Consider the following 19770-nt stretch of genomic DNA (forward strand, 5'->3'; position numbering starts at 1 on the left):
TCCGTCAGCCGGTGATCTTGGCGGTGGTCGAGTCGCCGAGGTTCTTGATGACCCCGCCGACGACCTGGTAGACGTAGATCGCGTTCGTCTGCGGCTCGCCGTTCTCCTTGAACTTGACCTGCTTCGACGCGCCCTTGAAGTCTTCCGTCTTCAGGAAGTCGTTGATCTTCTCACCGGTGGTGTTGCCCGCCTTGACCGCGTTGATGATGGCGGTCGCCGCGTCGTAGCCCTCGGTGGCGTAGATCGCCGGGTCGACGTTGAACTTGGCCTTGTACTTGGTGGCGAACTCGTTCGTGGCGCCGGCGTCCGGGATGTTGCACGGGCAGCCGATGACGGCACCGTCGGCCGCCGCGGCACCCGCACCCGAGACCAGCTGCGGGTCGAGCGAACCGTCACCGGTGGCGAAGATGGCCTTCACGCCGCCGTCACGGAGCTGCTTGAGCAGCCGGCCGCCCTGGGCGTAGTAGCCACCGAAGGTGATGACGTCCGGGTTGGCGGCCTTGACCTTCTGCACGGTCGACGAGTAGTCCGACGCGTCCTTGGCGAACTTGTCGCGCTCGGTCGTGATGCCCTTGTCCTTGAAGGTCTTCTCGAACGCGTCCGCGAGGCCGACGCTGTACTCCTGGTCGTCCGAGAGGACGTACGCGTTCTTCGGCGACTTCGCCGTGATGAGGAAGTTCGCGATCGCGGGGCCCTGGTCGTTGTCGTTCGCGACGACGCGGTGCCAGTACTTCCAGCCGTTCGCGGCCAGGCCCGGGTTGGTCGCCGACGGCGACACGCTCGGGACCTTGCCCTGCTCGAGGACGCCGCCCACGGCCTTCGACTCACCCGAGAACGCGGGGCCGATCAGGGCCGTGATCTTGTCCGTCCCGATCGCGGTCTGCACCAGCGAGGTGGCCTGCTCCGGCTTGCCCTGGCTGTCGTAGTTCTTCAGCTCGAGCTTCACGCTGGGGTTCGTGGCGTTGTACTCGTCGATGGCGAGCTTGGCACCGTTGTTCGGGGGAATCACGATCCCGGAGTTCTCCCCGGTCAGGTCGCCCATGAACCCGATCTTCAGCGTGCTGCCGTCACCACTGTTGCTCGACGACCCGCCGCCGGCGCAGCCCGCCAGCGCGAGCGACGTCGCCGCTGCGAGGGCGAGAACCCGTCCAAAACGCACTCCTGACACCGACTACCTCCCATGACCAACCAGCCGCCGGTAGGCGTTGCCCCCGACACAGGGGCTAGGTTAGGGCAGGAAGATATCCCTCTCGCCCATCATGTGCACAGGCGGCCTCACTACTCTGTGTCCACATCGTGACGATCGCAACCGACACGAATTGCACGAAAAGGCGAACGACGTTTCGTTACGGCCTGCCGCTGGTCACGCAGCGATGCTAAGTATCGGGGCACGTTCTGCGAATGGGTGACAGCCGTGTTTCCACGGTATGTCATGGCCCATTTCGGCGGGCGGTGCGTGGCCGGTTTCCCGGCGATCCGGTGTTCACCCTGGCGGGGGTTCCGCGGAGCGGGCACCGCCGTAGGGATGCACCTTACGTCCGGTTCGGGCGGCCGAACGGACCAGCCCCCCGCTCACCGGGAAAACCAGGTCTGCCCGAAGGGGCACCCGGGCTGTGACAACCACCGGTTGTCGTGGCCGCCGGAACGGCTGTTGGACCCGCACCCCTCCCCGGCTGTTCGCTGGAGGCAGCCGAGAGACAGGGAGAGAAGGATGCGGGAAGTGGTCGAGGGTGTCGCGGCGGGCGTGCCGTTCGTGGCGCTGGCCCCGGCGGACCCGGACGCACCGGCGGCGCTGGTGGCCGGCTGGCACCTGATGGAGGTGCCCGCGAGCGAGCAGGCCTTCGCCGAGGCGGTGCCGATGGCCGGGCTGCAGGCGTGGCGGGTGTACTTCGGCCTGCCGCTGACCGGGGCCCGGCTGCCGGCGGGCGGGCCGGCGGAGCTGTTCCGGCTGGCGAGCGAGGACGCGGTGCTCAACGTCTTCGGGCCGGTCACCGAGCAGGCGGTGGCGGAGTTCCCGGCGGCGCTGGCCGAGCTGCGGGACCGGCTCCCCGGCGCGGACGGCCCGCTCGGCGTCTTCGGCGGCTCGGCGGGCTCGCTGGTGGCCCTGGAAGTGCTCGCCCGCGGGGACGCCGCCGTCGAGGCCGCCGCGGTGGTCAGCCCGGTCGCGCAGCTCACGCCGGTGATCGGCCGCAACGAGCGGCTCTTCGACGTCACCTACCCGTGGACCCCGCGGTCCCGCGAGGTCGCCGGTCACTACGACTTCGTGCGCCGGGCCGGGGAGCTGACCGCGCCCCTGCTGCTGGTCGCCGGGGCGGACGACGACATCGCCGTGCGCGAGCCCGCGGCGGCGCTGCGCGACAAGCTGGGGACCGAGCTGGTCACGGTCGACGACATGGCGCACGAGTTCGCGCCGGGGACGCCGGAGGCGAAGCGCGTCGACGCGGCGTTCAGCGAGTGGTTCGCGCGGCGGCTGCGAGCTTGAGGTCGTCCTCCGGCAGCCAGGCGCGCTCCGGGTCGTAGGCGCACCAGTCCTCTTCACGGCTGGTGCGCCCGGCCAGGGCCAGGAGCCGCCGCAGCGCCGGGTGCGGCTTCCCGCGCCGCCAGACCAGCGACCACGGGAACAGCGGCGACGGCTCGAACGGCAGCACCTTGAGGTCGAGGTCGGGCGCGAGCTCCATGTCGGCGCCGGCCAGCGTGACGCGCCGCTTGCCGTACCGCGTCTGCTCGAGCGTGTGCCGCAGGTCGTAGCTGACGCCGGAGTCGTCGATCGGCACGTCGAACCGGGTGCACATCGCCTGCAGGTAGGACAGCCATTCGGCGGCCCCGCCGGACCCGGGCAGCCAGATGCCCTCGGCGCGCAGCTCGTCGAGCCGCAGCACGGCCTGCTGGGCCAGGGGGTGCTCCGGGGCGAGCAGCGCGACCAGCGGTTCGAGCCGGATCGGGCGGTGCTCCAGCTCGTCGGGCAGCGGCCGGCCGAAGCCGGTGACGCGGCCGATGGCGACGTCGAGCTCCCCGGTCAGCAGCGGCTCGACGGCGTGGGCGAACCCGCCGCCGGCGACCCGGTCGATCCGCAGCGCCGGCTCCCGCGCGGCGAGCCGGCGCAGCAGGAACATGGGGGAGAGCCGGAAGTCGACGACGTCGAGGCGCAGCGGCCGGTCGTCGGCGCCCATGGCGGCCACCGCCGCGTCGGCCACCCGCACCAGCTCGCGGGCGTGGGGGAGGAAGCGCTCGCCGTCGGCGGTCAGCTCGACCGACCGGTTGGTGCGCAGGAACAACGGCGTCGCCAGCGCCTCCTCGAGCTTCCGGATCCGCTTCGACAGCGCCTGCTGGGTGAGGAACAGCGACTGGGCCGCGCGCCCGAAGTGGCGCTGTTCCGCGGTGACGACGAACGCCCGGACCTGGGCCAGGTCGAGGTCCACCGGCTCAGGCGCCCGGCGGGCGGTCCCGGACGACGCAGGTGAGCCGCGCGGTGCAGGTGCGCCGACCCTCGTCGTCGGTCAGCACGATCTCCGCGGTGATGGTGCCGCGCCCGACGTGCAGCGGCGTCGCGACGCCGGTGACGGTGCCCGAGCGGACCGCGCGGTGGTGCGTGCAGGACAGCTCCAGCCCCATCGCCGCGCGACCGGGGCCCGCGTTGAGCGCGGCGACCGTCGAGCCCAGCGCTTCGGCGAGCACGGCGTTGGCGCCGCCGTGCAGCAGGCCGTACGGCTGGAGGTTGCCCTCGACCGGGATGGTGCCGACCACGCGTTCGGCCGTCGCTTCGAGCAGCTTCATCCCGACTTTGTCGTTCAGCTGCTGGTCCGCAGCCGCCGGGTCGATGCCCGACAGCCGGTCCACGTCGATGGGGGCGGCACTTTCGGTCACGCAATGCTCCTGTTCCTATGCGACACGTAAGAGTGTCGGACCCTCAGCCTAGACTCGGCCCCGTGAGCCCGAGTGAGAAGACGACCGTTGCCAACGCCACAGGAACGACCACTGTCGCCGAGCGGCCGAAGCTGCTGCTGATCGACGGCCATTCGATGGCCTACCGGGCGTTCTTCGCCCTGCCCGCGGAAAACTTCAAGACCAAGACCGGGCAGGTCACGAACGCCGTCTTCGGGTTCACCTCGATGCTCATCAACCTCCTGCGCGACGAAGCGCCGACCCACCTCGCGGTGGCGTTCGACCTCTCGCGCAAGACCTTCCGCTCGGAGACCTTCGCGGACTACAAGGCGAACCGCAGCGCGACCCCGGACGAGTTCCGCGGCCAGGTGGACCTGGTCCGGGAGGTCCTCGACGTGCTCGGCATCCCGTCGCTGACGAAGGAGAACTTCGAAGCCGACGACATCATCGCCACGCTCACGACGCAGGCCGCGGCGGACGGCTTCGACGTCCTCATCTGCACCGGCGACCGCGACGCGCTGCAGCTGGTCACCGACCACGTCACCGTGCTGTACCCGAAGCGCGGCGTCTCGGAGATGACGCGGTTCACGCCGGACGCCGTCGAGGAGAAGTACGGCCTCACCCCGCGGCAGTACCCGGACTTCGCCGCGCTGCGCGGCGACCCCTCGGACAACCTGCCGAACATCCCCGGCGTCGGCGAGAAGACCGCGGCCAAGTGGATCAAGCAGTTCGGCTCGCTCGACGACCTGATCGACCGGGTCGACGAGGTCAAGGGCAAGGCGGGCGAGGCGCTGCGCGCGCACCTCAGCTCGGTCCAGCTCAACCGCCAGCTCACCGAGCTGATCCGGGACGTCGAGCTGGAGGTCGGCCCGTCCGGGCTGGAGCTGCGCCCGTGGGACCGCGAGGCCGTGCACGCGCTGTTCGACGAGCTGGAGTTCCGCGTCCTGCGCGACCGGCTGTTCGCGACGCTGCAGAGCGCCGAGCCGGAGGCCGACGAGGGCTTCGAGGTCTCGGGGTCCGCGCTCGCGCCGGGCGCGCTTCCGGCGTGGCTCGCCGCGCACGCGGGCGAGGGCGAGCCGGTGGCGCTGTCCTTCCGCGCCATGGGCACGTCGGTCCGGGCCGACCTGCGCGCGGTCGCCTTCGCGTCGGCCGACGGCGAAGGCGCGTACGTCGACGTCACGGCGATGGACCAGGCCGACGACTCGGCGCTCGCCGCGTGGTTCGCCGACCCGAAGATCCGCAAGACCGGCCACGACCTCAAGGCGCCGCTGCACGCGATCCGCTCCCGCGGCTGGACGCTGGCCGGGCTCGCCATGGACACCGCGCTGGCCGCGTACCTCGTCCGGCCCGGGCAGCGCACGTTCGAGCTCGACGACCTCGCGCTGCGGTACCTGCACCGCGAGCTGCGCTCGGAGACCGACGGCGGCGACGGTCAGCTGTCGCTGCTCGACGGCGGCGCGGAGGGCCTGGAGCAGAAGGAGATCGACGAGGAGCTGGTCAAGGCCCGCGCGATCTTCGAGCTGGCCGGCGCGCTCGAGAAGGAGCTCGACGAGATCGGCGGCGCCCGGCTGCTCGCCGAGCTGGAGCTGCCGCTGCTGGAGGTCATCACCGAGCTGGAGATCGCCGGCGTCGCCGTCGACCTCGAGCAGCTGACCACGCTGGAGGCGCACTATCTCTCGCGCGTCACGCAGGCGGCCGAAGAGGCGTACGCGGTGATCGGCAAGCAGATCAACCTCGGCTCGCCGAAGCAGCTGCAGGTCGTGCTGTTCGACGAGCTCGGCATGCCGAAGACCAAGCGCACCAAGACCGGCTACACCACCGACGCCGAGGCGCTGCAGGGCCTGTTCGAGAAGACCGAGCACCCCTTCCTGCAGCACATGCTGGAGCACCGGGACGCGACGAAGCTGCGCACGACCGTCGAGGGCCTGATCAAGTCCGTCGCCGACGACGGTCGCATCCACACGACGCTGCTGCAGACCATCGCGGCCACCGGGCGGCTGTCCTCGACCGAGCCGAACCTGCAGAACATCCCGGTCCGCACCGAAGAAGGCCGCCGCATCCGCGACGCGTTCGTCGTCGGCGAGGGCTTCACCGAGCTGATGACCGCGGACTACAGCCAGATCGAAATGCGGATCATGGCGCACCTGTCGCAGGACGAGGGCCTCATCGAGGCGTTCAACTCCGGTGAGGACCTGCACACGTTCGTCGCGTCGCGCGCGTTCTCGATGCCACCGGAGGAGATCACGCCGGAGCTGCGCTACCGCGTCAAGGCGATGTCGTACGGGCTCGCGTACGGCTTGTCGGCGTACGGGCTCTCGCAGCAGCTGCGGATCTCGACCGAGGACGCCAAGTCCCAGATGGAGGCGTACTTCGACCGCTTCGGCGGGGTGCGCGACTACCTCCACTCGGTCGTCGGCGTCGCGGCGAAGAACGGGTACACCGAGACGGTCTTCGGCCGCCGCCGCTACCTACCGGACCTCAACAGCGACAACCGCCAGCGCCGCGAGATGGCCGAGCGGATGGCGCTGAACGCCCCGATCCAGGGCAGCGCGGCCGACATCATCAAGGTCGCGATGCTCAACGTCCACCGCGCGCTGGTCGAGGCGAAGCTGAAGAGCCGGATCCTGCTGCAGGTCCACGACGAGCTGGTGCTCGAGGTCGCCGACGGCGAGCGGGACGAGCTGGAGAAGCTGGTGCGCCACGGCATGGGGTCGGCCTACGACCTCGCTGTGCCGCTGGAGGTCTCGGTCGGCTACGGCCGGTCCTGGAACGACGCCGCGCACTGAGTTCACTCTGCGTCGCGACCCGGATCACCGGGTCGTGGCGCGGGTGTACTCGGGCGGACGTCGTGGAACGCCGCCGGTCGCGGCGAAGCTGTCGGTCATGGCCAGTGACTTTCAGCGACGCAAGATCTCCGGCGTGTTCGGCGCGATGGACGCCGACGACGACGGCTACCTGACCGAGTCCGACTTCCGGGCGCTCACGGCGAGGTGGCTCGACGTCCGCGGCACCGACGGCGGCACGCCCGAGGGGGAGAAGCTCGCCGCCATCATGATGGGCTGGTGGGCCACGCTGCGCGACGCCTCCGACCGCGACCGTGACGGCAAGGTCTCCCTCGACGAGGTCCTCACCGTCGTCGACGAACTCCCGAAGATGCCGGGCGCCGTCACCGGAACCGCCGCGGCGATGTTCGAAGCGGTGGACGAAAACGGCGACGGCGCCATCTCCGCCGGCGAGTACCGGCGGCTGATCCAGGCGTGGAACGGCGTCGAAACGCCGACGGACGAGGTGTTCGCCCTCCTGGACACCGACGGCGACGGCCGCCTGTCCCACGACGAGTTCACCGGCCACTGGTACGAGTTCTGGGCGGGTGACGACCCGGCGGCGCCGGGCAGCTGGGTGTTCGGCCGCGTTTGACGCGCCGGGGCACTCTTCGGTGATCGTTCGGGCAGTCGCTCAGCGGGCCGTTGTCCCGCTGAACGGTCTCCGAGCGTGCTCATCCGCTCACTCGGACGCAGAAACCGTTGGCATTGCTACGAAGGGCTGACTCCGTTCGGGTGAGCCGTTACCGCTGGGTAGGGAGGTCGGCGCCCGAGGCGCGGAGATCACGGCGTAGGGTCCGCCGAATGGGGTTCGAGCGTGAGCGACGACGCTGGCGGGTCCGGCTGCACGACGAACTCGGCCGGGTGTGCGGTGCGGGCACGGTTCTCGACGAGTACCACGTCCTCACGAGCGCGCACGTCGTCGAGACCGCCGGCGGTCCGCGGTCCTCGTTGAGCGTCGACTTCGTCGGCCTGGCCGAGGCGATGCCCGGCACGGCTTCCGTCGTCGAAGGCTGCTGGGTGCCCTCCGACGGGGGCGGCCGCGGCGACCTCGCTGTGCTGCGCCTCGAACGCCCCGAATCCCGCGTCTTCCGCGCGCCGCTGCACCGCATGCCGCTCGGCGAACACCAGCTCGTGCGCGCCTTCGGGTTCCCGCCGGGTTCGGTCGGCCGCTGGACCCACGCCCGGCTCGGCGGCCCCGAGCACCCCGGCGGTCCCGGCGGCGAGTGGGTCCGGCTGTTCCGCACGTCCGAAGCCGAACCGCTCGGTCCCGGCTTCGGCGGCACGGCGGTGCTCGACGAGGCGACCGGTCACCTCGTCGGCGTGGTCGTCGGCAAGGACACCGGCACCTGGATGATCCCGGTCGAGAGCATGCTCGGGCACCTGCCGCAGCTGAGCATCTGGACGTCGGGCAGCCCGGCGGTCGACGCCAGTTTTTCGCGCCCCGTCGGCGAAGCCGTCGACGTCTCCTTCGTGCAGCGCGTCGCCGACTGGTTCGCCAAGGCCGAGCCCGGCACCGTCTGGGTCGTCGACACCGGCGAGGCCGGCTCGCCCGTCGCCGCGGCCCTGCGGTTCGGGATCGTCCTCGCCGACCGCGAACGCTCCCTCGGCGTGCCCGGCCTACCGCCGGCGCTGGGCGAGATGCCGCCGGCGGGCAGCGTCGACCTCGCCGTCGACGCGACCGGCCGCACCGCCGACGCCGTCCGCCACCGGATCGCCGACCGGCTCACGACCGGCGTCGCGGGCCGCACCCTCGTCGTCGACGCGATCGACGACTCCGCCGAGCCCGACCGGCTCGTCGGCGAGGTGCTGGCTCCGCTCGCCGGCCGCGCGGCCGAGCTCGGCATCCGCCTGCTGCTCGGCTTCCGGGAGGAGTCTTCGCCCGGGGTCGCGGCGGTCCGCGCGAGCACGAACGGCGCCCGCCCGGCGCCGGACGACCTCGCGGGCCGGCTCGACGTGCTGACCCAGTCCGTGGAGGAGCTCGCCGAGATCGAGGCGTACCAGCTGCGCGTGGCGACCCGCTTCACGGGCGTCGCGATGCTGCCGGCCCGCGCCCAGCGCCTGCGCGGCGCGCTGAAGCAGCTGCGCTCGGCCGAGGTCGACGGCGACGCGGAGTGGGTGGAGAAGCACATCGGCGGCCACGAGCACGCGGTAGCCCCGGCGGTCGAGGACGGCCGCCGCCAGCGAGCGGTCCTCGACGGCCTGGTCGCCCGCCGCGAGGAACTGCGCGCCCGCCTGGCCGCGGACAACGAGCTGGCCCGAGAGCACGGTTTGGTGAGCGACCCGGAGCTGGAGCAGGCGTACGTCCCGGCGAAGAGGTTGCTGATCGACGGCCCCTGCGAGCTGACGGCGGCGGCCACAGCGGTGGACACGTACGCGGCGGCTGTCCGAGCCCGCATCGAAGACCGCGCCTGACCCCTTTCGGCCGCCAGAACTGTCGGTGGCGGCCGGTAAAGTAGAGAACGGGGGGCGCCCCGGCGGGCTTGCGCCGATAACTGCGCTTGACCGGCCCGGCGGCCTGCCTGTGTTGGGGAGTGCCCGTCGCCGTGAAGTCGGTGCGGCCCTGTCGGCGTTGGAGTGCACCGACCACCCCGACGCCTGATTGTGACTACGGCCGGCGGCACCGCGTCAAGGCGGGAAAGCGTGCCTTGACCCGGAACCGCCGGCCGTGTTCTGGCTTCGGATCGGGGTGGTGGGAGGGATCTGGGCGCGGTGCCGGCGGGCTGCCCCAAGCTTCGGCTACTTGCGACCCAAACCACGGATCAGCACCATCACCGCTTCCCGCACCTCGGCTCGCGTTCGCTGCGGCCCGAACACCTGCCAGTCCAGCGCCACCACCAGCATCGTGCCGAACAAGCCCGCCGCCGCCGTCGGGATCTCCACCCCGTCCGGCAGCCGCCCCGCCGACTCCAACCGGGACAGCTGCCCCTTCACGATCGAGATGATCTCCTCGCGCAGCAGCGAAAGCGTGTCGTGCCACTGGCCCGGCGTCCGCCACAGCTCGCTCACCAGGATCTGCGAAAACCCCGGGTACGCCGCGATGAACTCCAGCGTCACGTCGACCTGTGCCTCGATCACGTCGAGCGGATCCGCCTCCGAAACCGCGTCACGCAGCCGAAGCGCGAGCATGTCCACTCCGTACCGCAGGAGGCCGTCGACCAAGCCGTCCTTCGAGCCGAAGTTGTAGTAGACCGTGCCCTTCGCGACGCCCGCCTCGGCGGCGATGTCGTCGACCGTCAGGCCGACCAGGCCCCGGCTCTTCGAGAGCCGCAGGGTGGCCTCGAAGAGCTTCTGCTTCGTCCCGCCGCTCACAGGCTCAGCTCGGGTTTGAGCGCGGACACCGTCCAAACGCGACGCTTGCGCGCGGCCAGCGTGGACACCAGTACCCCGCCCACGAGGTAGGCCAGCAGCACCCCGATGTCACCCAAGAGGTTCACCGTCGCCCCGCTGTAGAAGAGGTGGCGGAACCCGTCGATCGCGTAGCCCATCGGCAGCACCACGTGCAGCGGGTACAGCGCGTCCGGGATGGTCTGCCACGGGAACGTTCCTCCCGCGCTGACCAGCTGCAGCACCAGCAGCACCAGTCCGAGGAACTTCCCGACCGCGCCGAAGAACGCGTTGAGCGCGTGCACCACCGAGGTGAAGGTCAGGGAAACCAGCACGGCGAACCCTATCGCGCCCAGCGGGTGGGCGATGTGGATGCCGACCAGCCACGTCACCGCGCCGAACAGCACGACGACCTGCGCGACGCCGAGCAGCGCCGAGGACAGCCAGCCGCCGACGGCGACCCGGAACGGCGACGCGCCCGCGGTCAGCGCCCGCGTCGAGAGCGGCCGCAGGATCAGGAAGAGCACGAACGCGCCGATCCAGGTGGCCAGCGAGATGAAGAACGGCGCCAGGCCCGCGCCGTACGTCCCCGCCGACGCCTCGCCGTTGGCGTTCACCGCCACCGGGTCCGCGATCGTGTTGGCGGTCGCGTTGCGGGTCGGGTCGTCCGGGTTCGGGATCTGCTGGAGCCCGGCGGCCAGCCCGTCGCGCAGCTTCACCGCGCCGTCCGCGAGCTGGTTCGTGCCGGTGACGGCGGTCTTCTCGCCGTCGTTGAGCTGCGAAGCGCCGTCACGCAGCTGGTTCGCGCCGTCGGACGCCTGTGCGATGCCGCTGGCCAGCTGCGGGGACGCGGCGGCGAGCTTGGCCGCGCCGTCGGAGACCTGCCGGGCGCCGTCGGCCAGCTTCGCGAGGTCGCCGTTGGCCTGCTGGATCTTGCTGTTGGCCTGGTCGACGGGGGAGCGCAGCTGGTCGGCGCGCGCCAGGATCTCCTGGACCTGGGCGTCCGGCACACCCGCGTTGCGCAGATCGGTCTGGAGCTGGCTCCGGTAGGAGTCGAGCTTGCCCTGGATGTCGGACGACGCCGTCGCGGCGATCGATGCCGCGTCGGCGACCTTCTGGTCCCCGGCGGCCACCTGCGAAGCGCCGCTCGCGAGCTGCTGCGTCTGCGAAGGCAGGGAAGCGGTGCCGGTCTTGAGCGTGCCCAGGCCGGTCGCCAGCGTCGACGAGCCGTCCGCGAGCTTCGCTGCGCCGTCGGCCAGCTTTTGCTGCCCCGACTTGAGCTGCGAAGCGCCGTTGGCGAGCTGGGACGCGCCGGTCGAGGCTTCCTGGATCTTGGCGTAGATCGTGGAGAAGCCGACCAGGAACCGGTCCGCGGCCTCGCTGCCGACCTTCTCCGCGATCGTCTTGCGCACCTGCTCGGCCACCTGCTTCGCGATGGTGCCGGACAGGTAGTTGTTGGCGTCGTTGGTGGTCAGCGTGATCGTCGCCTGTTGCGGCTGGAAGTTGCCGACCGAGAGCAGCGCGGCGGAGAACCCGCTGGGGATGCCGATGGCGAAGGAGTACTTGTCGTCGCGGACGCCGTCACGCGCCTCCTGCTCGGACACCTCGTGCCACTGGAAGGTGCCGGACTTGACCAGCTCGTCGGTCACCTCGCGGCCGACGTTGCGCTGTTGGCCGCTCGAGTCCTGCGCGCCGGTGTCGCTGGTGAAGACGGCGGCGGGCAGCTTGTCGAGCCGGCCGTACGGGTCGTAGTTCGCGTAGAGGTAGAAGGACGCGTACAGCAGCGGCACCAGTACGAGCGCGACCAGCGCGAGCTTCGGCATCGTGCCGGTGGAGAGGCGGCGCAGCTCGTTGCGCGCGATCCGGAAGGCGTTCATTCGGAAACTCCGTCGGTGCTCTCGGGGAGCTCTTCGGTGGGGGCGGGTTCGGGGGCGTGGTGCTGCGGCTCGGGCTGCTCGGCCGAGCCGAGGCGCGCGGGCGTGAAGGGCAGTGCGGACAGCGGCGTCGTCGCGGCGAGCACGACGACGGCGAGCCCGCGCTCGGCCAGCTCGCGCGCCAGGCCGGCCCAGCTTTCGACGTCGCTGGTGTGCCGGTCGGGGGTGTCGAGGACGAGCAGCCGCACGCCCTTGCGCTCGGCGGCCAGCTCGGTCAGCAGCCGCGTGCGCAGGGCCGGGGCGAGGTTCTCGAACCGCGTGCCCGCGAACGGGGCGGCGTCGTGCGCGGCGAGCCAGCGGGCGACGTCTTCCTTGCCGGCCGGGCGGTGGGCGAGCGCCAGTTCCTCGCCGGCGACCACGCGCAGGGGGAGGGCGTCGTCGGGCTCGCTGACGCCGGGGGCGTCGACGACCGCGACGAGCTCGGGCAGCCCGGCGTCGGTTCCTTCGGCGTGCACCGTGCCGGTGGTCGGCTTCAGCCGCCCGGCCAGTGCCAGGCCGAACGCGGTGACGCCGACGCCGGGCTCGCCGTGCACGATCGCCAGGTCGCCCTCGCCGACGGTCAGCGAGGTGGGCGGTAACAAGGGGCCGTGGTGTCCTTCGAGGGACACCCGATCGGCGCGGACCTGCACGGTTACTCCAGCGTCGGGAACTTTTTGAACTGACCGGTCAGTTCAAAAAGCTAGTCCTCATGGAGTCGCGGGGCAAGATCACCGGACGCACGTCACACCCGTGGGTGACTGTCGCAGTTCGCCGGTCGCGGCGCCCCTCGGAGAACCCGGGCGGGGGAGACGATCCCGCTCAGCGGAGCGCTGCCGCGGGGAGGTCGTGAGTGGGAAACAGTGTTCTAACCCTGTTTCTCACTCACGACCGCCGCGGCAGACCTCCGACCGGTCGCTGCCCTGCTCAGCGGAGCGCGGACGCCGGGCGGACCTCCCAGCTGGTCCACAGTGGGCGATACCCCTGCCGGTGCCAGAACACCGAAGCCAGCGGGTTGGTCGGGTTGTAGTAGAGGTACGTGCGGGTGGCGCCGCCGCGGTGCAGCTCCCGGTGCACGTGGGCCATCAGCGCCCGGCCGAAGCCGCTGCCGCGCTCACCGGGCGCCGTCACCACGTTGTTGACGTACCCCCAGCGGCCCGGCGGGAGCAGCTCGGCCGCCGCGCTCCCCGGGGTCGCGTCGACCCACGCGCAGTGCGCGAGGGCGCGGGCCTCGCCGTCCTCCTCGGCCAGCCACACCGCCGGCTCGTCCTCGGCCAGCGCCGCGCGCAGCGCGGGGGCGAGCAGCTCGGCCGTGTCGGCCCGCCGGGCCACGGCCACGAGACCGGTGTAGTCGAACGTCGCGGCCGCCAGCTCCAGCGCCACGGCGAAGTCGCCGGGCCCGGCGCGGCGGACGGCGACCGCCGGGTCCGCCTCGGCCGGGGGATCCGTGCGCACGCCGACCGCGGACAGCGGGACGAGACCGTGGTCGAGGAAGGCGCGGATCGCCTCGGCGTCCCGGCTGGGCCAGAAGACGACGCACGCCGAGTCGTCGCCGGTCTCCTCGGTCTCCAGCGTGCCTTTGAGCGCGCGAAGCAGGAGATCGACGCCTTCGGTGCCGGTGGCGCCGATGTACGGGAAGAGCTGCCAGGTGTCGGCGGCGGCCCAGAGCGTCGTGACGTCGCCGGGCGCCACGCGCTGCCGCTGCAGCACGCCGGCGACCCGGGTGCCGTCCGCGGTCGCGGCGTCCAGCCGCCGTCCCTCGGCCGGGGGCGCGGCGGGCGGCAGCAGCGCGTCGACCGCCGCGAAGCGCGCGCGGTGGGCGGCGAGCAGCGGCTCGGCGATGTCCATGGGTCCCCCTGCTGCGATCGGTCAGGACCAGGCGGGTCGCCGGATCCACATCGTCCACAGTGGACGATAGCCCTGCCGGTGCCAGAACACCGGCGAGAGCGGGTTCGCCGGGTGGTAGAAGAGGAACGTACCGCGCACCTCCGGCCCGAGCAGCTCGCGATGGGCCACCGCCATCAGCGCCCGGCCCACGCCGCCGCCCCGTGCGCCGGGCGCGACCGACAGCGTGTCGACGTACCCCCAGCGGCCCGGGTGCAGCCGGCCGTGGATGCCGTCGCCCGGCCTCGGCGAGGCGGGCGCGCACGCGGCCAGGCCCACCGGGACGCCGTCGTCCTCCGCGAGCCAGACCAGGCCGGTGAAGCGCAGCGCGCGCACGACCTCCGCGCGCAGCAGCGCCCGCGCGCCGGGCCGCGGCACCGCGGTGCCGACCATCGACGTGTAGCGCCATTCGGCCAGGCGCAGGTCGGTGAGGGCTTCGACGTCGCCCTCGCCGGCGAGGCGGACGGACACCCGCGACGGACCTTCGCCGGTGGGCGGCCCGGGCGGCCGCACCGCCAGGCACGTCATCGGCGCGAAGCCGTGGGCCAGCAGGACCGCCGACGCCTCGGCGTCGCGGCTCGGCCAGGCCACCGTGCAGCCCGAGTCCAGGCCGGGCCGCGTGCCGCGCAGCCGCTGACGCCAGGCCCCGAGCAACGCGGTCAGGCCCGCCGCGCCGCTGTCGCCCGGGACCGCGGTCAGGTCCCAGATCTCCAACGGCCCCCAGAGCGCGGGCCACGCCCCCGGCGCGTGCACGACGTGCGTCAGCAGGCCGCCCGCCCGGCGCCCGCCGGTGGTCACCACCAGCGGCTCGCTCGCCGCCGGCGGGGCGGCGATCGGCGGCAGCTGCGGGTCGAGCGCGGCGAACCGCGCGTTCTGCTCCCGCTCCAGGGGGTTCACGGGCGGCGCGTGCGGAAGATCGCGGTGCCCGGGAAGAGCCGGCCCCGCAAGGGGCTCCACTGGCCCCAGACCCGCGTGTGCCCCTCCGGCCACTCGGGCTCGACCAGGTCGACGAGGGTGAACCCGGCCGCGGCCAGCGCGCGCACGTAGTCGCCGAGGGTGTGGTGGTACTCGACGTAGGTGGCGGTGCCCTCGTCGTCCACCTCGACGTACGGCGTGCGGTCGAAGTAGGGCTGGGTGACGGTGAGCCCCTGCGGGCCGGGGTCGTCCGGGAAGATCCACCGCATCGGGTGGGTCACCGAGAACACCCACGGCGCGCCCGGCCGCAGCACCCGGTGCACCTCGGCGAAGACGGCGTCCACCGAGGCCACGAACGGGATCGCGCCGAAGGCCGAGCAGGCCGCGTCGAAGCTGCCCGACGCCAGCGGCAGGTACTCGGCGTTCGCCTGCACCAGCGGGACGGCGGCGCCGGTGCGGTCGTTGCCCTCGCGGGCGTGGCGCAGCATGCCGGCGGACAGGTCGGTCGCCACGGCGCGGGCGCCCTGCGCCGCGAGCCAGCGCGAGCACGCGGCCTGCCCGCAGCCGACCTCCAGCACGCGCTTGCCGCGGACGTCGCCGAGCAGCCGCGCGTCGGCCTCCCGCACCCCTTCCGGGCACCAGACGAAGTCGGCGTCGCCGAGGAAACCGCCGTGTTCGGCCTGGTAGTCGTCGGCATCGGCGTCCCACCAGGCGAGGTTCGCGGCGGCGGCTTCGGGGCCCCCGACCGTGCGGTAGGCGACGGCCGTGGTGCCGAGCCGGTGCTCGGCCGCGTCGTGGCGCCCCGGCGCGGGCGGGTCCTCCGGTGGCATGATGGTGGTCTCCGGTCCCTGCGTCCTGGTGCGTGCGGTTTGCTTCCGCGAGGACCTTAGCGATCGTGGGGGACCCTGATTGTGCCGCCTAGCGGCCGCCGCGTAGGATAAGTGTTAGCGCAGTGGGTTCGCGCTGCCTTCCGCTCAGCTTTCCAGGTCGGGCTCGGGGTCGCGCACCGTTATGCGGGTCATGCCGCGGTCGTTCACTGGTGGACGTTTGCTCGCAGGGTCGTCGCATGCTCACAACAGCCCATCGCGCCGACAACTGCCAACCCTCGATCCCATCCACCGGAGCAACCCGCCTAATGACCATCGACACCGCCACCGCCCCGACCGCCCCGAACGCGGCCCCGCAGGTCGCCATCAACGACATCGGGTCGGAGGAAGATTTCCTCGCGGCTATCGACAAGACGATCAAGTACTTCAACGATGGCGACATCGTCGAGGGCACCATCGTCAAGGTCGATCGCGACGAAGTCCTGCTCGACATCGGCTACAAGACCGAGGGCGTCATCCCCTCGCGTGAGCTGTCCATCAAGCACGATGTCGACCCGGCTGAGGTTGTCACCGTCGGCGATGAGGTCGAAGCCCTGGTTCTCCAGAAGGAGGACAAGGAAGGCCGTCTGATCCTGTCCAAGAAGCGCGCGCAGTACGAGCGCGCCTGGGGCACGATCGAGGAGCTCAAGGAGAAGGACGAGCCCGTCAAGGGCACCGTCATCGAGGTCGTCAAGGGCGGCCTCATCCTGGACATCGGCCTGCGCGGCTTCCTCCCCGCGTCGCTGGTCGAGATGCGCCGCGTGCGCGACCTGCAGCCGTACGTCGGCCGCGAGCTCGAGGCGAAGATCATCGAGCTGGACAAGAACCGCAACAACGTGGTCCTGTCCCGCCGCGCCTACCTCGAGCAGACCCAGTCCGAGGTGCGCAGCGAGTTCCTCAACGCGCTCGCCAAGGGCCAGGTCCGCAAGGGCGTCGTGTCGTCCATCGTCAACTTCGGTGCCTTCGTGGACCTGGGTGGCGTCGACGGCCTGGTGCACGTTTCCGAGCTGTCCTGGAAGCACATCGACCACCCGTCCGAGGTCGTCGAGGTCGGCCAGGAGGTCACGGTCGAGGTTCTGGACGTCGACATGGACCGCGAGCGCGTCTCGCTGTCGCTGAAGGCGACCCAGGAAGACCCGTGGCGTCAGTTCGCCCGCACCCACGCGATCGGTCAGATCGTGCCGGGCAAGGTCACCAAGCTGGTTCCGTTCGGTGCGTTCGTGCGCGTCGAAGAGGGCATCGAGGGTCTGGTCCACATCTCGGAGCTGGCCGAGCGCCACGTCGAGATCCCGGAGCAGGTCGTCCAGGTCAACGGCGACGTCATGGTCAAGGTCATCGACATCGACCTCGAGCGTCGTCGCATCTCGCTGTCGCTGAAGCAGGCGAACGAGGGTGTCACGCCCGACACCGAGTTCGACCCGGCCCAGTACGGCATGGCGGCCGAGTACGACACCGAGGGGAACTACATCTACCCCGAGGGCTTCGACCCGGACACGCAGGAGTGGCAGGAAGGCTTCGACAAGCAGCGTGAGGAGTGGGAGGGCCAGTACGCGCAGGCCCACACTCGTTACGAGGCCCACATGAAGCAGGTCCAGAAGGCCGTCGAGGCCGACGCGGAAGCGGCGGCCGACGCCGCGACCGGCGTCGAGGGTGGCTCGGAGAGCTACACCTCGGGTTCGACCTCGACCGACACGAAGAGCACCGGCGGCACCCTCGCCTCCGACGAGCAGCTCGCGGCGCTCCGCGAGAAGCTCTCCGGTGGTGCGTGAGCACCAGCGCTCTGAGCGTCTGAGCTGACAGCGAACCCCCGGTCCCGAGTGGACCGGGGGTTCGCTGCGTTCCGGGCTCGGGCTCGGGCTCGGCTCAGCGGTTGCGCAGGCCCAGGCCGGTCATCATCGCGGCGACTCCCCGGCGGTACATCCGCTCGTTCGCCTCTTCGGTCGGCGGGATGAACCAGTCCGGCAACGGCGTCCGCGAAGCCAGCATCAGCTCCGCCCCGACCAGGCCGTGCATCGCCGTCCACAGCTGGTAGGCCGTCTCGCGGGCGTCCGCCTCCGGTGGGCACACCCGCTGGACCCGGGCGATGAACAGGGTGAACGTCGTCCGCACGACCGCCGACCGCAACGCCGGGTCGGGGTCGAACCCCGGCACCGGGCGTTCGAACATCAGCGAGTAGCGGACCGGGCTCTCCCGGGCGAACAGCCGGTACTCGAGCGCGAGGTGCATCAGGTCCGCGATCCCGTCCGGGGTCGCCGTCGGCAGGCCTTCCAGCAGCTCCCGCAGCGAGTCGAACGTGCGCTCGTACAGCGCGTCGAGCAGGCCCGCGCGGCCGCCGAAGCGGGCGTACACCGCGATCGTCGACGCGCCGGCCGCCTCGGCCACCCCGCGCACGGTCAGCCCCGTGACACCCCGGTCGAACAGCACCCCCAGCGCCGTGTCCAGGAAACGCTCACGGTGGCCCTGCTCGACGGGGCGCGTCGACAGATGCCTGGTGGCCACGGCGCACCCCCTTCGCGCACAACGACGTTCGGGTGACCCACCCGCAGCAAAAGATACGATATCCGGCGCGTCTTGGGAATGCGCCGGATGTCCGGATGTGCGGGATTCCCGTCCGCCCGACGCATGTCCGAGCACCGCGCGGGCGGGCATCGTCGGCGTCATGACCATCGACGTCCCCGGCACCGCGCTCGCCCGCGAAGCCACCGAGTACGTCCGCGACACCGCGGGCCCGCTCCTGTACGACCACTCCGCCCGCGTCTACCGGTTCGGCGCTCTCCAGGGCCGGCGCCGCGGCCTCGCCTTCGACGCCGAACTGCTCTACGTGGCGGCCCTGTTCCACGACCTCGGGCTCGTCGAGGGCCACCGCTCCGACCGGCGCTTCGAGCTCGACGGCGCGGACGAGGTCCGGCGTTTCCTGCTGGACCACGGCGTCGACGCCGACCGCGCCCGGATCGCCTGGACGGCCATCGCGCTGCACACCACCCCGGGCATCCCCGAGCACATGGAACCCGAGGTCGCGCTGGTGACGGCCGGGGTCGAGTACGACGTCCTCGGCATCGGCTACCACGACCTCCCCGCCGAGGACCGGGCCGCGATCGTGGCCGCGCACCCGCGGCCGGACTTCAAGCGGCGCATCCTCGCGGCGTTCACTGACGGCATCCGTGACCGGCCCGACACGGCGTTCGGGAACGTCAAAGCCGATGTACTGGCCCGGTTCGTGCCAGGCTTCGAACGGACGGACTTCGTCACCACGATCTTGGACTCACCCTGGGAGGACTGACGCGGATGGAGCACCCCGAGCCCGGCACGGTCGTCGTCACCGCGACCGGCGACGGCACCTACACGCAGCGGGTCACGACGGCGACCCACGAGCTGCTCGTCGACGAACCGGTCGCGGTCGGCGGCGCCGACGCCGGCCCGAACCCGTACGAGCTGCTGCTCGCGTCGCTGGGTTCGTGCACGGCGATCACGCTGCGGATGTACGCGGACCGCAAGGGCTTCCCGCTCACCCGGGCGACCATCCGGCTCCGGCACGACCGCATCCACGCCGAGGACTGCGCCAAGTGCGAGACCGAACGCGGGATGCTGAGCCGGATCACGCGGGAGATCGAGCTGGAGGGCGAGCTGGACGACGACCAGCGCGCGAAGCTCATGCTGATCGCCGACAAGTGCCCGGTGCACCGGACGCTGTCGGCGGAGATCGCGATCGAGACGCGCGAAACCGGGCGTTGAGCGGGGACGGTCAGGCGGCGCGGGCGGTCAGCGGGCGCACGGTCGCGGTGCCCACGGCCGGGACCCAGATGCGCTCGAGGGCGGCGGCGCGGGCCTTGCGGCGGAGTCCGGCGAAGCTGTGCCTGGCCGGCACGAGCAGGGCGTTGAGCCAGGTCCGGCGGTAGCCCGCCAGCGCGTCGGCCACGGTGCGGTGCAGAAGGCAGTGCACCAGCCCCGGCGTGCCGAGCCGGTGCTTTCCGGCGTGCTTGCTGTCCGCCATCGTTCCTCCGTGTGGGCGACCCTGTCGCGCGGACGGTACGCACTCGGCCCGGTCAAGGTGAGTAAGCAACGCGGCGTGTCCGGATATCGGTTGAGTCACGCGTCACGATCACTTGCGGGTCACCTGTTCGTGTGCACTGACCACACGGTGGCGCGGGCGGGCCGGTGACCGGC

General features: G+C 71.7%; 18 protein-coding genes. 7 read left to right on the top strand and 11 right to left on the bottom strand.

Translation table 11 applies throughout. From position 1 onward, the window contains the following. Positions 1-4 precede the first annotated feature (4 nt). Complete coding sequence (locus tag ACZ7PG_RS50480) at positions 5-1159, bottom strand: branched-chain amino acid ABC transporter substrate-binding protein (protein WP_470246375.1); 1155 nt, start codon at positions 1157-1159, stop codon at positions 5-7. A gap of 552 nt (positions 1160-1711) precedes the next feature. Between ACZ7PG_RS50480 and ACZ7PG_RS50485 the strand changes: the two genes are divergently transcribed. Further along, entirely contained in the window at positions 1712-2482 is a 771-nt protein-coding gene (locus tag ACZ7PG_RS50485) for an alpha/beta hydrolase family protein (RefSeq protein WP_470246376.1), read from the top strand. Here the strand turns inward: ACZ7PG_RS50485 and ACZ7PG_RS50490 are convergent. Together ACZ7PG_RS50490 and ACZ7PG_RS50495 are read right to left on the bottom strand one after the other, a co-directional pair. After that, entirely contained in the window at positions 2448-3419 is a 972-nt protein-coding gene (locus ACZ7PG_RS50490; RefSeq protein WP_470246377.1) for a LysR family transcriptional regulator, read from the bottom strand. The two genes, ACZ7PG_RS50485 and ACZ7PG_RS50490, sit on opposite strands and share 35 nt — an antisense overlap. A gap of 4 nt (positions 3420-3423) precedes the next feature. Then, positions 3424-3864, bottom strand: a complete 441-nt coding sequence (locus tag ACZ7PG_RS50495) for a PaaI family thioesterase (protein ID WP_020646636.1) — start codon at positions 3862-3864, stop codon at positions 3424-3426. Positions 3865-3926: 62 nt separating this feature from the next. On the opposite strand from ACZ7PG_RS50495, the gene polA reads away from it, so the two are divergent. From polA to ACZ7PG_RS50510, 3 genes are all read left to right on the top strand, one after another. Further along, on the top strand, positions 3927-6668 hold the full coding sequence (gene polA, locus ACZ7PG_RS50500) for a DNA polymerase I (protein ID WP_470246378.1): 2742 nt from the start codon (positions 3927-3929) through the stop codon (positions 6666-6668). Positions 6669-6765: 97 nt separating this feature from the next. After that, positions 6766-7299 carry an EF-hand domain-containing protein gene (locus tag ACZ7PG_RS50505; protein WP_470246379.1) on the top strand — a complete coding sequence of 178 codons (534 nt, stop codon included), beginning with the start codon at positions 6766-6768 and terminating at the stop codon, positions 7297-7299. 209 nt (positions 7300-7508) lie between these two features. Beyond that, entirely contained in the window at positions 7509-9119 is a 1611-nt protein-coding gene (locus tag ACZ7PG_RS50510; RefSeq protein ID WP_470246380.1) for a S1 family peptidase, read from the top strand. 324 nt (positions 9120-9443) lie between these two features. Here the strand turns inward: ACZ7PG_RS50510 and ACZ7PG_RS50515 are convergent, their stop codons facing one another. The 6 genes from ACZ7PG_RS50515 to ACZ7PG_RS50540 form a co-directional block, all read right to left on the bottom strand. After that, a complete protein-coding gene (locus ACZ7PG_RS50515) occupies positions 9444-10016 on the bottom strand; it encodes a TetR/AcrR family transcriptional regulator (protein WP_470246381.1) in 573 nt (190 codons plus the stop codon). After that, the gene (locus ACZ7PG_RS50520) at positions 10013-11908 is read right to left on the bottom strand and encodes a YhgE/Pip family protein (protein ID WP_470246382.1); all 1896 of its coding nucleotides are present in this window, start codon (positions 11906-11908) and stop codon (positions 10013-10015) included. The genes ACZ7PG_RS50515 and ACZ7PG_RS50520 overlap by 4 nt, the downstream gene beginning before the upstream one ends. Beyond that, positions 11905-12594, bottom strand: a complete 690-nt coding sequence (locus ACZ7PG_RS50525; RefSeq protein ID WP_470246383.1) for a P-loop NTPase family protein — start codon at positions 12592-12594, stop codon at positions 11905-11907. Before ACZ7PG_RS50525 ends, ACZ7PG_RS50520 begins: the two co-directional genes overlap by 4 nt. A gap of 274 nt (positions 12595-12868) precedes the next feature. Next, a complete protein-coding gene (locus ACZ7PG_RS50530; protein ID WP_470246384.1) occupies positions 12869-13789 on the bottom strand; it encodes a GNAT family N-acetyltransferase in 921 nt (306 codons plus the stop codon). Positions 13790-13810: 21 nt separating this feature from the next. Continuing rightward, positions 13811-14722 carry a GNAT family N-acetyltransferase gene (locus ACZ7PG_RS50535; protein ID WP_470246385.1) on the bottom strand — a complete coding sequence of 304 codons (912 nt, stop codon included), beginning with the start codon at positions 14720-14722 and terminating at the stop codon, positions 13811-13813. Then, positions 14719-15570: a class I SAM-dependent methyltransferase gene (locus ACZ7PG_RS50540; RefSeq protein WP_470246386.1), complete on the bottom strand. Its 852-nt coding sequence runs from the start codon at positions 15568-15570 to the stop codon at positions 14719-14721. Before ACZ7PG_RS50540 ends, ACZ7PG_RS50535 begins: the two co-directional genes overlap by 4 nt. A 305-nt stretch (positions 15571-15875) precedes the next feature. Between ACZ7PG_RS50540 and rpsA the strand changes: the two genes are divergently transcribed. Then, a complete protein-coding gene (rpsA, locus tag ACZ7PG_RS50545) occupies positions 15876-17375 on the top strand; it encodes a 30S ribosomal protein S1 (protein WP_470246387.1) in 1500 nt (499 codons plus the stop codon). Positions 17376-17469: 94 nt separating this feature from the next. On the opposite strand, the gene ACZ7PG_RS50550 is transcribed toward rpsA, so the two are convergent. Beyond that, entirely contained in the window at positions 17470-18105 is a 636-nt protein-coding gene (locus ACZ7PG_RS50550) for a TetR/AcrR family transcriptional regulator (RefSeq protein ID WP_470246388.1), read from the bottom strand. 160 nt (positions 18106-18265) lie between these two features. Here ACZ7PG_RS50550 and ACZ7PG_RS50555 point away from each other — a divergent pair, with 160 nt between their 5' ends. Then, positions 18266-18886, top strand: coding sequence for an HD domain-containing protein (locus tag ACZ7PG_RS50555; protein ID WP_470246389.1), 621 nt, complete (start codon positions 18266-18268; stop codon positions 18884-18886). 5 nt (positions 18887-18891) lie between these two features. Further along, positions 18892-19338 carry an OsmC family protein gene (locus ACZ7PG_RS50560; protein WP_470246390.1) on the top strand — a complete coding sequence of 149 codons (447 nt, stop codon included), beginning with the start codon at positions 18892-18894 and terminating at the stop codon, positions 19336-19338. A 10-nt stretch (positions 19339-19348) separates the two neighbouring features. Here the strand turns inward: ACZ7PG_RS50560 and ACZ7PG_RS50565 are convergent, their stop codons facing one another. Then, positions 19349-19597 carry a hypothetical protein gene (locus ACZ7PG_RS50565; RefSeq protein WP_470246391.1) on the bottom strand — a complete coding sequence of 83 codons (249 nt, stop codon included), beginning with the start codon at positions 19595-19597 and terminating at the stop codon, positions 19349-19351. Between the last annotated feature and the right edge of the window lie 173 nt (positions 19598-19770).

Source organism: Amycolatopsis sp. NPDC114504 (assembly GCF_055633595.1).